Origin of the sequence: Paenibacillus sp. FSL R5-0345, assembly GCF_000758585.1 — a bacterium.
GTDB lineage: Bacteria > Bacillota > Bacilli > Paenibacillales > Paenibacillaceae > Paenibacillus_AQ.
In genome coordinates, this window is the sequence record NZ_CP009281.1 from 4,377,223 (window position 1) to 4,391,116 (window position 13,894).

General features: G+C 43.4%; 14 protein-coding genes and 1 pseudogene. 2 read left to right on the top strand and 13 right to left on the bottom strand.

Annotated elements, in window-relative coordinates; translation table 11 throughout:
• Positions 1-168: 168 nt before the first annotated feature.
• The 7 genes and pseudogenes from R50345_RS19445 to R50345_RS19470 all read right to left on the bottom strand — a co-directional run bounded on the left by R50345_RS19445 (position 169) and on the right by R50345_RS19470 (position 5,645).
• Complete coding sequence (locus R50345_RS19445; RefSeq protein ID WP_052414655.1) at positions 169-1,263, bottom strand: winged helix DNA-binding domain-containing protein; 1,095 nt, start codon at positions 1,261-1,263, stop codon at positions 169-171.
• A gap of 250 nt (positions 1,264-1,513) precedes the next feature.
• The gene (locus R50345_RS32475; RefSeq protein ID WP_442950195.1) at positions 1,514-1,690 is read right to left on the bottom strand and encodes a hypothetical protein; all 177 of its coding nucleotides are present in this window, start codon (positions 1,688-1,690) and stop codon (positions 1,514-1,516) included.
• A gap of 24 nt (positions 1,691-1,714) precedes the next feature.
• Positions 1,715-1,995, bottom strand: a pseudogene (locus R50345_RS32480) (NADPH-dependent FMN reductase).
• A gap of 12 nt (positions 1,996-2,007) precedes the next feature.
• Positions 2,008-3,072, bottom strand: coding sequence for an LLM class flavin-dependent oxidoreductase (locus R50345_RS19455; RefSeq protein WP_197069695.1), 1,065 nt, complete (start codon positions 3,070-3,072; stop codon positions 2,008-2,010).
• A 32-nt stretch (positions 3,073-3,104) separates the two neighbouring features.
• On the bottom strand, positions 3,105-4,076 hold the full coding sequence (locus tag R50345_RS19460) for a ring-cleaving dioxygenase (protein ID WP_042129309.1): 972 nt from the start codon (positions 4,074-4,076) through the stop codon (positions 3,105-3,107).
• A 96-nt stretch (positions 4,077-4,172) separates the two neighbouring features.
• Positions 4,173-4,640, bottom strand: a complete 468-nt coding sequence (locus R50345_RS19465) for a MarR family winged helix-turn-helix transcriptional regulator (protein ID WP_042129310.1) — start codon at positions 4,638-4,640, stop codon at positions 4,173-4,175.
• A 96-nt stretch (positions 4,641-4,736) separates the two neighbouring features.
• Positions 4,737-5,645, bottom strand: a complete 909-nt coding sequence (locus R50345_RS19470) for an aminoglycoside phosphotransferase family protein (RefSeq protein WP_042129312.1) — start codon at positions 5,643-5,645, stop codon at positions 4,737-4,739.
• Positions 5,646-5,856: 211 nt separating this feature from the next.
• Here R50345_RS19470 and R50345_RS19475 point away from each other — a divergent pair, with 211 nt between their 5' ends.
• Both R50345_RS19475 and R50345_RS19480 read left to right on the top strand, forming a co-directional pair.
• Positions 5,857-6,204: a PadR family transcriptional regulator gene (locus R50345_RS19475; protein ID WP_042129314.1), complete on the top strand. Its 348-nt coding sequence runs from the start codon at positions 5,857-5,859 to the stop codon at positions 6,202-6,204.
• Positions 6,191-7,186 (top strand): HAAS signaling domain-containing protein, encoded by a 996-nt coding sequence (locus tag R50345_RS19480; RefSeq protein WP_042129316.1) that lies wholly within the window; start codon positions 6,191-6,193, stop codon positions 7,184-7,186. The genes R50345_RS19475 and R50345_RS19480 overlap by 14 nt, the downstream gene beginning before the upstream one ends.
• A gap of 186 nt (positions 7,187-7,372) precedes the next feature.
• Here the strand turns inward: R50345_RS19480 and R50345_RS19485 are convergent, their stop codons facing one another.
• Genes R50345_RS19485 through R50345_RS19510 form a run of 6 tightly spaced genes read right to left on the bottom strand, consistent with a single transcriptional unit; the run spans position 7,373 to position 13,883 of the window.
• Positions 7,373-8,650: an alpha-L-fucosidase gene (locus tag R50345_RS19485; RefSeq protein WP_042129318.1), complete on the bottom strand. Its 1,278-nt coding sequence runs from the start codon at positions 8,648-8,650 to the stop codon at positions 7,373-7,375.
• A 51-nt stretch (positions 8,651-8,701) separates the two neighbouring features.
• The gene (locus R50345_RS19490) at positions 8,702-9,652 is read right to left on the bottom strand and encodes an ROK family protein (protein ID WP_156114832.1); all 951 of its coding nucleotides are present in this window, start codon (positions 9,650-9,652) and stop codon (positions 8,702-8,704) included.
• Between the two features lie 27 nt (positions 9,653-9,679).
• Complete coding sequence (locus tag R50345_RS19495; protein WP_042129321.1) at positions 9,680-10,372, bottom strand: copper homeostasis protein CutC; 693 nt, start codon at positions 10,370-10,372, stop codon at positions 9,680-9,682.
• A 24-nt stretch (positions 10,373-10,396) separates the two neighbouring features.
• Positions 10,397-11,851, bottom strand: a complete 1,455-nt coding sequence (locus tag R50345_RS19500; protein ID WP_042129323.1) for a leucyl aminopeptidase family protein — start codon at positions 11,849-11,851, stop codon at positions 10,397-10,399.
• A gap of 41 nt (positions 11,852-11,892) precedes the next feature.
• Positions 11,893-12,885, bottom strand: coding sequence for an ABC transporter ATP-binding protein (locus tag R50345_RS19505; RefSeq protein ID WP_042129325.1), 993 nt, complete (start codon positions 12,883-12,885; stop codon positions 11,893-11,895).
• Positions 12,882-13,883: an ABC transporter ATP-binding protein gene (locus R50345_RS19510; protein ID WP_042129327.1), complete on the bottom strand. Its 1,002-nt coding sequence runs from the start codon at positions 13,881-13,883 to the stop codon at positions 12,882-12,884. The genes R50345_RS19505 and R50345_RS19510 overlap by 4 nt, the downstream gene beginning before the upstream one ends.
• Between the last annotated feature and the right edge of the window lie 11 nt (positions 13,884-13,894).

The window sequence follows — 13,894 nt, forward strand, 5'->3', positions numbered from 1 at the left end:
GGTTACATTATTAATTGTTCATTCTGTGATGTGACGGTCCCCTATAGCCTATGTATTCGTCTTCGCTTGATCAATAAAGCTTATTAACTCGTCCTCATTCATGAACATGATATTCATCCCTGAACGATATTTGAATTTACTCAAGTTTATTCCATAGAACAATTGTCCTCATGTCAATGGAGAGTACACACTTATATTGAGTATCGGTAGGTCAATAAATGTAGCATATTTTTCAGCAGCTTTAAACACCGCTTCTTTAGCATTCCAAAGCTCTCCAAAAGGATGGATGACAATCTCAACCCCTTTTTTCTTAATTGTTCGTTTCCATGTACCTACAACTTGGCCACCTACAACAATCATCGGCAGGAAAACACCGTTATTTCCAGGGACAATCAAAGGAGCCGTCTCTGGCTCAAGTACAGCGCTCCGGTCCTTATATCCAAGGATGTACTCATCAAAACCCGGTAGTAAATAGACTCCAGAATCTTCATCCGCAGGAGCTGGTCGATGGGAAGTCATCCAATACTCGCCGCCGTTTATATCCTCCGATTGAAGTTCATTATTCACAGATTCTAACCCACGTCTAGCATCTGTAAGAGTTATACCTGCCCACCAAGCGAAGTCTTGAACGGTCGCCAATCCACGGGCAGTAAAATACCGTAAGGCGAGTTCTTGCAATGCTCCTTCGTAAGATAGCTCTCGGCAATCCGGCACCCACTCCTCTAATAACACAATCGTTTGCTGTTTACCATTCATCGGTCCAAAACAAATTAACCCTTGATAGGCGCAATTCCAGAGCATATGATAACCGCGTTGATTCCCAGTGTGGATACCTTCCTCTTCTATTAGCTGAAGTAGGACCGAACGATCCATTTGCTTCCCGCCCTTTAAAGCATCGACAATAATTTCCCTACAGATCTCAAGTGTTTGATCATCAAGTCCGAGCTCCACCATTCGCCGCTTTGTCTGTGATGCTAAACGCGGTGCAGATAGCTGAAGCATCCACTTCACATCTTCTGCTGGGACGAAATGAAGCGTACCCCGCAGCGTCCAAGTAAGAATAATCTTCCGCTCAACAATTGCACGCTCAACATCTGCTAATTTCGAAGCTGGAGAACGTAATCCGATAGCCCAAACCGCCTGCATATAATCTTGCGCTTGCATAGCCCCCATTTTTTTCACAACCTGCTCTGGTGTGTGATGTAAAGACCCTGAAATTATTTGATTATACAACCTGCTATTGGCAATACGGTTATTAGTCACATCGTTCCTCCTGTTCATAAATGAAACCTTAATTATATACTTCCAGTTATTTAACAAAATGGTTAAGTTCATGCCTCATGCCTATGTTCGATATTACTATTGATTCCATTGAATGACGAGATTAAAAAGAGTTTCAAGCCACATTCATTTGTAAAAAATGCAACAGAATTTAGATCCGCTTTTTTTCGGATCCATTCTGTTGCACGAAGTTCAACGTAATGGTTGAATTGCTCTTTTATATTACACATTTTTAAAAGAAAAACGCTGCTTCTTCTTCTTTCTTCACAACCTGCATCACTTTAGTAGTATTCACCAATTCGTTAGCTAGTCGATTCAGTCTAAAAAGAATATCATCATCCACAATTATTTTCCGATCATATTGCTTCTCTTCAATAAAAACATACTTAGGAACCACCACCGCTCTCATATATGAGAGAATCGGTTTCAACTGCTATTCTGCTACTAAATAATGTTTGGAAGAGCCAGCTGTAACCACAATTCCGATAACTTTTTCCTTGAACCCATTAACCGGAAGTAAATCAAATAAGTTCTTAAGTGTTCCCGGGATCGAAGCTTGAAAAACAGGGGTTCCGATGATATATAATCGCCTAGATCAATGAGTTCTACTTCGAAATCCGGATGCTTTTCTATAATATTATTAAGTGCTTGCTGTACAGCGATTCTAGTCTTCGATCCAACAATAGACCCTGATATCCTAATGATCTTCATCATAACCCCTCCTTCTTATTTCTTAGTAGCTGTAGCGCGTCTTACGGCTGGTGCTACTTCAGATGCGAACAAGTCAATAATTTGTTCCACTTGAGGATAAGGTAACCCACCAACATCAATTTGAGCTAGAAAACGGTTATGTCCGTACATCTCATGCTGATAGAGGATCTTCTCTACAATTTGTTGTGGACTACCCACAAGCAGCGCATTTCTCACACTTATCGCTTCCGCAAATTGATCCTTCGGATAACTCGATCCGCGAAGCTCTTTCATCAAGTGATTGAGATAAGGATAGTAATTGCGGAATGCTTTTTGTGAGTCCGGATCAATATACATTAATGAAGTAGTGCTGACTGGAAGCTCCGCTGGATTAAATCCTGATTGTGCTGCAACCATACGATACGCGTCCACCGAACCCTTAAAAGCAGATGACGGGCCGCCAAGGGTGGTCAGCATCATCGGAATCCCCATTCTTCCTGCTTTAATTGCACTTGCTGGGGGTCCTCCAACGGCTCGCCAGATTGGCAATTTGCCATTCAAAGGTTTAGGGAAGATTTCCATATCATTTAAAGCAGGGCGGTATTTCCCTTCCCACGTGATACGATCAGACTCATTTATTTTCATAAGTAATTCAATTTTCTCTTCGAATAATTCTTCGTAATCTCTTACGTCATAACCAAAGAGTTCATAAGCACCAAGACGCGATCCGCGTCCAGCAACAATCTCTGCTCTACCGCCGGATAACAAATCCAAAGTTGCGAAGTCCTCATATACACGTACAGGATCTGCAGTGCTTAGCACAGTGGCTGAACTTACAAGCTTTATACGCTCGGTAGCATTTGCTATAGCTCCAAGGACAACCGAGGCTGCAGAGGTAATGAATTTCGGTTGATGACTCTCACCTACTCCAAATACATCTAATCCAGCATCCTCAGCTAATTTGGCAGCAGATACGATCTCTTGAATCCGTTGTCGTTCACTAATTGCTTTACCTGTTAAGGCATCTGTGGTGTGATCACCTAACGTGTATAAACCTAGCTCCAACCCTTTTCTCTCATCGATTCTATATTGTTCCATCATGATAATATCCTCTTTTCATAGCTGTATTAAGTTTAACGGATAGGATGAAGCTTCGATTCAATCTCTTCACGACGTTCTTCCAGAAATGAAGGTAAGGTCAAATTCTCTCCTAGTGCATCAAAAGCTTCATCAATCTCAAATCCTGGGCCATCTGTAGCAAGCTCAAAGAGAATATGGTTCGGATCCCGGAAATACAAGGAATGGAAGTAATAACGATCAATGACCCCCGTATTTTTAAACCCTGCAGCAGTGATTTTGGCGGCCCATTCGGTTAATTCTTCAACATCCTTCACTCTAATAGCCACATGATGAATACTGCCTCTACCTGGTCTCTCCCGATCCTTGTCATTTATTTCTTTGAGCTGAAGTTCAGTGTACAAACCACCCTTATCTGTTTCAAAAATATCCACCATAACCTTCGGATCACCCATGGAAGGCACTGTCCGAACTTGTGTATAGCCTAAAATATCTTCCAAAACCGCTTTTGTTCGGCTAGCCTCACGTACAGTCAATTCAACGGGTCCTAACCCCACGATGGCATACTTTGTAGGGATATCTTCTGTAATCCACGGTTCAACGAGCTCAATTCCGTTATCTTTTTCAGCAGATACTAGATGGACCATCAATTCATCCCTATCATAAAAAGTAAGCGACTTACGCTCCCCTATACTTACAATAGCTTCATGAGGTACTTCAAAAGAATCTAATCGACTAGCCCAATATGACAAGGCTTCATCACTAGGAACAAGAAGGGAGAAAGAACTAATACTGTTCGTCCCTTTGCGAGTCCGACCTGCATTTGGCATTTCAAAGAAAGATACCTCGGTGCCAGGAGCGCCATTGCGATTGCCGTAAAATAGATGGTACATGGAAGGATCGTCCTGATTTACTGTTTTCTTCACAAGTCTTAGGCCCAGTACCTCTGTATAAAACCACAAGTTTTGTTTAGCGTCTTTAGTAATCATGGACACATGATGTTGTCCGTTTATGGGTTGTTGTTTCATTTTAAAAACCTCCTAGTTGAATCGTATTGAATTTAAGTTTACTAGTATACTGATGGAGAAAAAAGTAAGCTTTATGATTAATAAAGCTTGTCATTACTACTGGACCCCTCGCGGGAGCCGATTCACATCTTGACTATGCCGATGAATTTTCTTAAGCATGCTGTAAAATACTTTCTTCTCCTCGTCAGTCAATGGATCGAATAACGAAGCTTGGAAGTCTGATTGCAAAGGCAACACCTTCTCGATAAGTGTTTGACCCTTTTCCGTTAAAGTAATGTACTTCACTTTCCAATCCTGTTTGCGTTCAATGAACTCTTCCTTCTCTAATCGGCCTAACATATGCGATACTCCGCCTTTAGTAATGGTTAGGTGCTCGGCGATCTCCATCTGTGTCACAGGTTGATGTATTAATATTTGTACCAATGTATCGAACTGATTGACAGTTAAGCCAAATTGTTTCAAGAACTCATTAGAAAGATCGTTACTATTCTCATATACCCTTACCAGCCGTAACCAGATCAATAAGCTTAACTGGTTATCTTCAGTGAATCCATTATTCCTCATTTGGTCACGCCCATCATTTGTTTATTTTGTTTGTGATTTGATTTGTTAATATGAGTATACTAGTAAACTGATAAGGAGTCAAGCATAGCAGGAATCCTACTTGCTTGCCAAATACCAATTTGGAATATAGGTTTGAAAATCATCATACCACTTCAGAACACTTTCCGCCCTGCTCAGCATATCAGCAACGTCCTCTTTCCCAAATGGAATGGCCCAATAAATGCTTGATAACTGGTTGCTAGCAATATATAAAGCCATCATTTTAAAGAACAAGTCCGGGACATTGTTATTAAAATATCCATGAATACGACCCGAAGCGAACTCTGCACTTATCATCGCACAAAATGTAATTCGATTAAATTCCTCCCACGGATCACCATCATCAAACCTGTTGAAATCAATAATCCCCAAATCACCCGACTTCGTAACGATCATGTTTCCCACATGGTAGTCACCATGCTGAAAAGTTTGAGGGCGTCCGTCAAGTAAGTATCGATTCGCCTCTATAAATTGAATGACTTGATCTTCTCCCTTTAGAACAATGCCGCATGCTTTATAGTTGGTAATGTATTTATCGATCTTCCGATTATAATAATCAGCCCACGGCACTTGATCTTTCCCCGCAGGCATTTGATGTATAGATTGTAAGTATTGTCCCGCTTTCACACCCAATTGATATTGCTCTTCTACACTTAGCGTAGGGATAATCTTTTCCGCATCCTCCCCATCAATCCAAGTCAATAAGGAATATACACTCTGACCACCATTGCATACCCCAAACTGTAGCGGCCTTGACATCAAAATATCTTGATCTACCAGCCGTAGAATTGCTTCGTATTCCCGCTTTTTCTGATCATATTGAGAAATATCTGATGTTCTCAGCAAAAGTTCGCTGCCACTAATGGTCTTTATGTAGTATTTCTTATCCTTTGACCAACCTTTATGAACAGGCTCAACACTTACCCATGTAGCGGCTTCCGGTATGTCTTTATAGAAAGAATCCATTTCACTTCACCCTCCTTTTACTTTTTTTGATTGATTAGTAAAATTTCCTTGTTATTTCCTAGAAGAATATTCTAATTCAATTGATACTGTAGCAACAATAGTGTATGATACATAGTATAAAACATATACTGTATGACATACATTAATATCATTTTTAGTATCCATACAATGGCGGCAAGTATTTAAATGAGAAATATAATGAGGTGGGTGAATGAGTACTTTATTAAACTCCTTAATTACAGAGCTTAGGAGAGGTACGTTAACACTAGCTGTTTTAAGTCAATTACGAACACCACAGTATGGATACTCGCTCGTTCAATTACTGGAGGAATCCAGCATCGCTATTGATCAAAGCACCTTGTATCCATTGCTTCGCCGATTAGAGAAACAGGAACTAGTGACGAGTAGCTGGGACACATCCGAGAGCAGACCCCGTAAGTATTATGTCTTAAGTGACTATGGCGTAGAAATTTTTTTGCAGCTAAAGGAAGAATGGCTTAAGAATTCGAAAGAACTCTACGGCCTATTACAAGGGGAGGATGACCATGAAGCTGATTGAGATTTACATCCATGAAGTGACTCGGAGGCTACCAGAACAAACTCGGGAGGATATCGCTCTCGAATTACGATCAACCATAGAGGATATGTTACCGGATGATCCTGATGAACAAGAGGTCAAGGCTGTACTTGCTAAGTTGGGGAATCCTGCAGTATTAGCCAGTGAATATCGCGACCAGCCCATGCATCTCATCGGACCACGTTATTATGAGTTATATCTTACCTTATTAAAAATGATAATACCGATTGCTGTAGTGGTTTCTTTAATCGCGATGACTGCCGAATATCTGATCGGGTATAGCGGCGATCAATCAGTGGCGGGGATTGTTACGACTGTTATAAGCAAAGGTATTGCTAGTATCCTTGAGGTAGGAATCCAAGTCTTTTTTTGGATAACTATAGTTTTTGCTATCATCGAACGAACGGATAACGGAAAAGAGAAACACCCCTTCACAACAAAAATGAGCAAATGGACACCTGATGATTTGAAGGACATCACTCCTATTCATAAGAAAAAAGCGATTAAGAATTTTGAAGTATTCAGTAGTTTTTTCTGGATTGCGATATGGGCTACCTTATATTTTAATGCTGAGCATTTGATCGGTGTATATAAAGGGGGTACAGGTGTACTTGATTTTGTCGCACCCGTTTTTAATCAGGATGTATTACTTCAGTATTGGCCTATTGTTCTTGTAGTGATCGGATTTGAAGCCGCATTAGCTATTTATAAATTAATTAAGAAACAATGGACAAAGGGATTGGCATTATGTGCTACAGCTCTCGAGCTCCTTGTGATCATTGTATTCGCTATCATCCTACGGAATCCAAATGTATTCAACCAAGAATTCATAACGTATATGTCTGATCTATTTAACATTACGACGAATCAATTTAAAACCGGGCTAGTCGGCGGTGGAATTTCCTTGTTCATTTTAGTTGCAGCTCTTAATATATACGAAGGCTTCCGTAAGGCTAGAATTTAATATTTTATCTATTAATGCAATATCACTGCTCGGTGATTGTAGACATTAGACTCCTTTTTTAACAGTATCATCCTCCACTAATAGTTTTGGACTCAAATGACGTTAATGGGGTCTATCAGGTCCGATATCGAAAGACAATAGAGTGCCCCAGCAGCCATTCATGACTTTTGGGACACTCTATCTGTATTAATTAAAAAGTTCTAGCTCAATAACCGTATCCATTTCGTCGGGCAGTTTGGCCCCTTTTAATGTAATAAACGCTCCACCGTTAACATCTGAATATTCTTCAGCCATCCAAGGTGCTTCTACCTTCAATTCGGTGCCATCTCGTAGTAATCTAGCCTTCTTAATCTTCCCCTTCAAGCCTTGGAAATAGATCGGACCAATTCCACGATCGTAGACATGTGCATACAACTTATTCCCTTTTTGCGTATAACGGCCCCACTCCGGCTTAGCAAGCAAAGAACTACCGCAGCCATAAATACTATCACCGTTCAGACGCATCCACTCGCCCACTTCATCAAGGATGACAAGCGATTCCCTTGTCATTTCACCTTTGGCATCTGGACCAATGTTAAGAAGCAGGTTACCGTTCTTACTGATACATTCAACCATCGAGCGAATGACCTGCTGGGTTGATTTATAATTTTTATCTTCGGAATGATAACCCCAGTTATCGTTTAGCGTAATACATGCTTCCCAAGGGATCGATTGACCATTCACGTCAACGATGCCGCCAGGAGGAATGATTTGCTCTGGAGAGAAGAAATCTCCAGCATATTCTTCTGGCTCGGCCGCGCGGATATTCCCACCCAAACGATTGTCGATAATAATATCCGGCTGGATAGAGCGAATCATACGGATTAGCTCCGTTGCTTTCCATTTCTCTCCGGTCATATTATCGTAGGAGAAGTCAAACCACATGATGTCGATTTTGCCGTAATTCGTCAACAGTTCCTTCACTTGTCCATGCATATACTCCAAATATCTATCAAAATCAATCGGCTTGTCTTTGGCCGCTTCATTGTCCCGATCCGGATGCGCTTTATCACCATATCCAGGGTAATCATCATGATGCCAATCAATAATAGAGTAGTACAAACCTACAGCAATACCCTCTGCCCGGAAAGCGTCTACATATTCTCGTACAAGATCACGTCCAGCGGGCGTGTTAGTCGCCTTGAAATCAGTTAGCTTACTATCAAACAAGCAGAATCCGTCGTGGTGCTTGGTCGTAAGAACCGCATACTTCTGCCCCGCTGCTTTTGCTGCGCTGGCCCACTTCTTCGGGTCATATCGAGATGCGTCAAATTCATCGAAATACGTCATGTAGTGCTCTCTACTCATTCGCTCGTTCCCACGTATCCACTCACCTCGTGCAGGAATTGAATATAATCCCCAATGAATGAACATGCCGAATCTATCCTGCAAGAACCATCTCGTTCTTTCTTCTCTTGTACCCATCTCTCTTCAGCCCCTCCGTTTTCGATAGCTTTGATAAACAGTTACCATCATCTAGACGGTATGAAATAATGCCGCAGCGCCTATAAGACCTACATCATCCCTCAGACCTGCTGACTCAATAGTATAAGTTCCTTTATACGGCTTCATGACAAGTTCCTCTGTTTTCTCTCTCAGCGCCGGAAACAGTAGTTCACCAGCTTTGCTTACGCCTCCACCAATTACAATGCGATCTGGATTAAACGTATGTACCGCGTTAGCTAATCCAATCGCCATATAATGAATTGTTCGCTCAATCACCTCGACAGCTACCGGATCTTTTAGTGCCATCGCTTCGAAGACGTGTCGAGAATTAATCTTTTCACCACTTCTATTAGCCAGCTCTGTAATCATCGACGTTCCGCTCTCCATCCTCCGCAGTGCCATGTCCCGAATCGCTGTACCCGAAGCAAATACTTCCCAGCATCCATATCTTCCACAGCTACATTCCGTTCCGCTCGGGTCAATAATATTATGACCGAGTTCTCCTGCAAATGAGTTCGTGCCGAGCAATAGCTCACCATCCATGACAATGCCAGCTCCAATTCCTGTGCTGAAGGTAACATATACCATGTTGTTTGAACCTTTGCCAGCTCCTCTTACATACTCGCCCCAAGCTGCAGCATTCGCATCGTTTACCACTTTCACTTCAACACCAAGTTCTGACTCCATCCAACGCTTCAGTGGAACATTGTCCCATTCAGGAAGATTGGTACCGTGAATAACAATTCCATCCTGGCTGTTCACTGCTCCGGGAGAAGCAAGTCCAACCCCAATTAGCGGTCGTCCTTCAGAAACGGAACGTATCATTCCGATCATTCGCTGTACTACCTCTTCCGCAGTGCGTGCTCCGGCCGTCTCCATCAACTCTCGATTCAACAAAACACCTTTTGAATCGAATAATGCTGCGGCAATTTTTGTCCCACCTAAATCAATTCCAACTACGTAACTATCTACCTTATGCATAACCATTCACCTTTTCACCATCAAATATTAGCCGTTAGAATGAATATTCTCAGCTAACGCCCGCAGGGCTACTGGATCGATTGGAGACAAAGCGTCTTTGCCATAACGAACAGCCGATCCAAAATGTACTTCCGTGACTCCTGTCTGTTGAATAAAGGATGTAATACCTTCTGGCTTCAGACCGCTTCCAGCCAATATATTAATCGAACTACCTCTAGATTCCTCTACTAGCCTACGCATAGCGGGAATGGCATCAGGTGCTGGACCAGGTCCAGCAGAGGTAAGAATACGTGTGATTTGCGGATAATTACAAAGCGTTCGATAACCTGCAATTTGATCCTCCAGCTCATCAAAAGCACGATGGAAGGTTACTTGTAAGCCATCTGTCAACGGTAATAATGTTTCAAGCGCTCGCTCATCGATCGTTCCTTCCTCTGTTAGTGCGCCGAGAACAACCCCCGACGCACCGCTGGCTGCAATCTGTCTGATTTCTGAGGCCATAGTCAAAATATCATACTTGGAATAGTTAAATGATCTACTGTGTGGACGGATCATAACAAAGACAGGAATACGAACCGATTTGGCTACTTGCTCCACCAATCCTATTCCCGGTGTTAATCCACCTTCTGTAATGGCAGTAATGAGCTCAAGGCGATCTGCCCCATTCGCCTCAGCCGTCAGAGCATCATCCATACAAGTAGCGATGACTTCCAATCTCATAACTTCCCCCCACTCTTCCAGTTGTTATTGATGTATTTGCTTCATGACATAATCGGCGAGCAGGCGTGCACCATATCCCGTCGCTCCAGCTTCTGAATACCCCACATCCTGCTTGTACTGTACCGTCCCTGCCATATCAATATGAACCCAGCTCATCGACTCTGCTACAAAGCGCCGAATAAATAGGGCTGCTGTTATCGCACCTGCAAATGGGGACGTACTAACATTGCGCAGATCAGCGTAATTACTCCGCAAATCTGCTTCATATTCATCCATTAGCGGCATGGGCCACAAGCGTTCCCCATTTCGCTCACCAATCTCTACCAGGCTCTGCGTTATATCAGCATCGCCCCATATACCTGCGATACCTAATCCCAGCGCCGCACCGACATTTCCAGTTAGGGTAGCGATATCGATCGCTTGGTTCGCTCCGATATTCGCGGCATGAATAAGCGCATCCGCTATGATAAGTCGACCCTCACCATCTGTATTTGCAACCTGAACGGTTAACCCGTTAGGGTAGCGGATAACAGATGAAGGCAACATCGCCTCAGCATCCGGCACATTATCAACAACCGGAATAAGTGCAGTCACATTTACATTGGCACGCTTCCGTATCAAAATATCCATAGCCCCAATTACAGCAGCCGCACCGCCCATATCCATGCGTGCATCGCTAATATCACTGGCTGTCTTCACGTTCATGCCACCTAAGTCAAAGGTTACACCTTTACCTACCAGTGCTAACATCGGTAATTCAGGGTTGCTCTCGTAACGAATTTCAACCAGAGCTGGAGAATGCTTGCTCCCTGCTCCAACAGAGATCAGTCCATTCATCTGAAGATCCACAAGCTCCTGCCCTCGATAGATATGAACTTTTAATGCAGCATCATCACGGTCAAAAAATTCAGCCATCCATTCCGCGAAACGATCAGGGTTTAGTGTCCCGGGCACTTCATTCACAAGATCACGAGCAACGATTGCTCCTTCAGCACGTATCTGTGCAGAAACCCGTACAGCTTCTATTTCAACAGAAGACAGTTCAGGCCAATCTAAGGATTGAAGCTGTAAATCAACAGAGCCTTCAACCTTGGTCGTTCCGCGATAAGTTTGGAAACGGTACAACCCGAGAATCCAGCCTTCCATCCAAGCTTGTAATTCATCAGCAGCAGAAATATCACTGTTCCTATTTACAGCCTCAGAGGCTAATCTCACTAGTGAAGCACTACTGCGTCTTTCTTTCAAGATAGAACGAGCAGCAGCTCCTCCTGCTCGGCGAATCTTCTCAAGCGTAATATCCTTGCGCTTTCCCATGCCTACCGCTAATACGTCAGACTCTTCCTCAGTGCGGGCATGTAACCAAGTCACACTGCTGCACTGTTTGTGAGCCGCTCCCAGTTTAAAAGGAAATGACTCCTCGTCATAAGCTAAATAGACAATAGTATCCGCCACGTTAGCGGAATCGAATAAGATATTCATCGCTGTCCCTTCTTTTCCGTAAAGTTATCTCACAATTTCCGTTATCGCTCTAATTTCAGCATTTCTTCATCAAATAAATGGCACGCAACCTCATGACCTGGTTCAACTTCTCGGAATATTGGTACATGCTGCTTACAGATTTCCATACAGGAAGGACATCTTGTATGAAAACGGCATCCCGACGGTGGATCAACCGGACTTGGGAGATCTCCCTTCAGAATAATGCGTTCCTTCTTTAAGGTAGGATCGGGTACAGGTACAGAAGATAGCAACGCTTGCGTGTAAGGATGCATTGGACGATCATACAAAGTATCTTTATCCGCCGTCTCTACGAGGGAACCAAGATACATGACACCGATTCGATCACTGATATGTTCAACAACACTTAGATCATGAGAAATGAATAAATAGGTCAGACCATACTCTTCCTGCAGATCCTGCAATAGATTCAGCACTTGTGACTGAATCGATACATCCAGTGCAGACACGGGCTCATCCGCCACGATTAAGCTTGGTCGAACAGACAATGCTCGGGCGATTCCAATCCGTTGGCGCTGTCCACCGCTGAATTCAAAAGCGAAGCGCTCGGCATGGAAACTGTTCAGTCCTACTGTCTCTAGCAGCTCACATGCTAGTTTATCCCGTTCTTTGGAGGATAGCTTTGTATGAATGAGCAGCGGTTCAGCGACAAGATCCTTCACCTTCATCCGTGGATTAAGTGAAGCATAGGGATCTTGGAACACCATCTGCATATCTTTACGAATAGGCCGCATTTGATTGTCTGAAATATGGCTAATATTTTGACCCTTAAACCACACTTCACCGTCATTTGGTTCCAGCAAGCGAGTCACAAGTCTACCTGTAGTGGATTTACCACAGCCACTCTCACCCACAAGGCTGAACGTTTCTCCTTTACGTATAGCGAATGAGATCCCATCAACTGCGTGCAAATATCTTGTAGTTCCGAAAAAGCCCTTCTTCACTGAAAAAAACTTCTTCAGGCTTTTAACTTCAATTAGTGGAGTCTCCTTCACAAACGTCCCCCTCCTTCCATGTTCTCCTGCTGTGTAAGCCAACAACGACTCTTTCGCTCAAGTCCCTCAATCGGAAGTAACTCAGGCTCCTGCGTGAGACAACGCTCTGTGACAAACTCGCAGCGTGGGGCAAATTTACAACCTGCTGGCATTTGTGAAAGGTCAGGTACATTTCCTTTAATAGAGTCCAAACGGCGTACATTCTGGCGCAGCTTCGGAACGGATTGAATTAATCCCTTCGTATATGGATGCTGCGGTCTTGCAAAGAGTTCTTGTACGGAAGCTTCTTCTACTACACGACCAGCATACATAACAACTACACGGTCGCATAGTTCGGCTACTACCCCAAGGTCATGGGTAATGAGCAGCATTCCCATATCCTGTTCTTCTTTCAGATGCTTCATTAGATCAAGGATCTGTGCTTGAATCGTTACATCCAGCGCCGTTGTCGGTTCATCTGCAATCAGCAGCTTCGGGTGACAAGACATCGCCATCGCAATCATGACACGCTGCCTCATACCACCAGAGAGCTGATGCGGATAATCATCCACCAATTCTTCCGCACGTGGGATACCCACAAGACGCAACATATGAATGGCATGCTCACGAGCTTTCTTCCGGCCATAGCCCAAATGCAGCATGATCGGCTCCATCAATTGCAAACCAATCTTCAGCACAGGATTAAGCGAAGTCATCGGCTCCTGAAAAATCATCGCCATATCATTTCCACGGATCTGACGCATCTCTTTATCCGTTACTTTCGTCAGATCAGTCCCCTCAAAGCGAACAGAGCCACCGGAGATTCTACCTGGCGTATCCTTAAGCAGCCGCATAATGGACAGTGAGGTTACACTTTTGCCACAGCCGGATTCTCCAACTAGACCCAGCACTTCACCTTTCTTAATCACAAAGTCAACACCTGCAACGGCCGTTATACTTCCATCGCCGCGTTTGAACTCCGTTTTCAGCCCTTGTACTTCCAGCAAATTTTGAGTCATGTCTTGTCCCT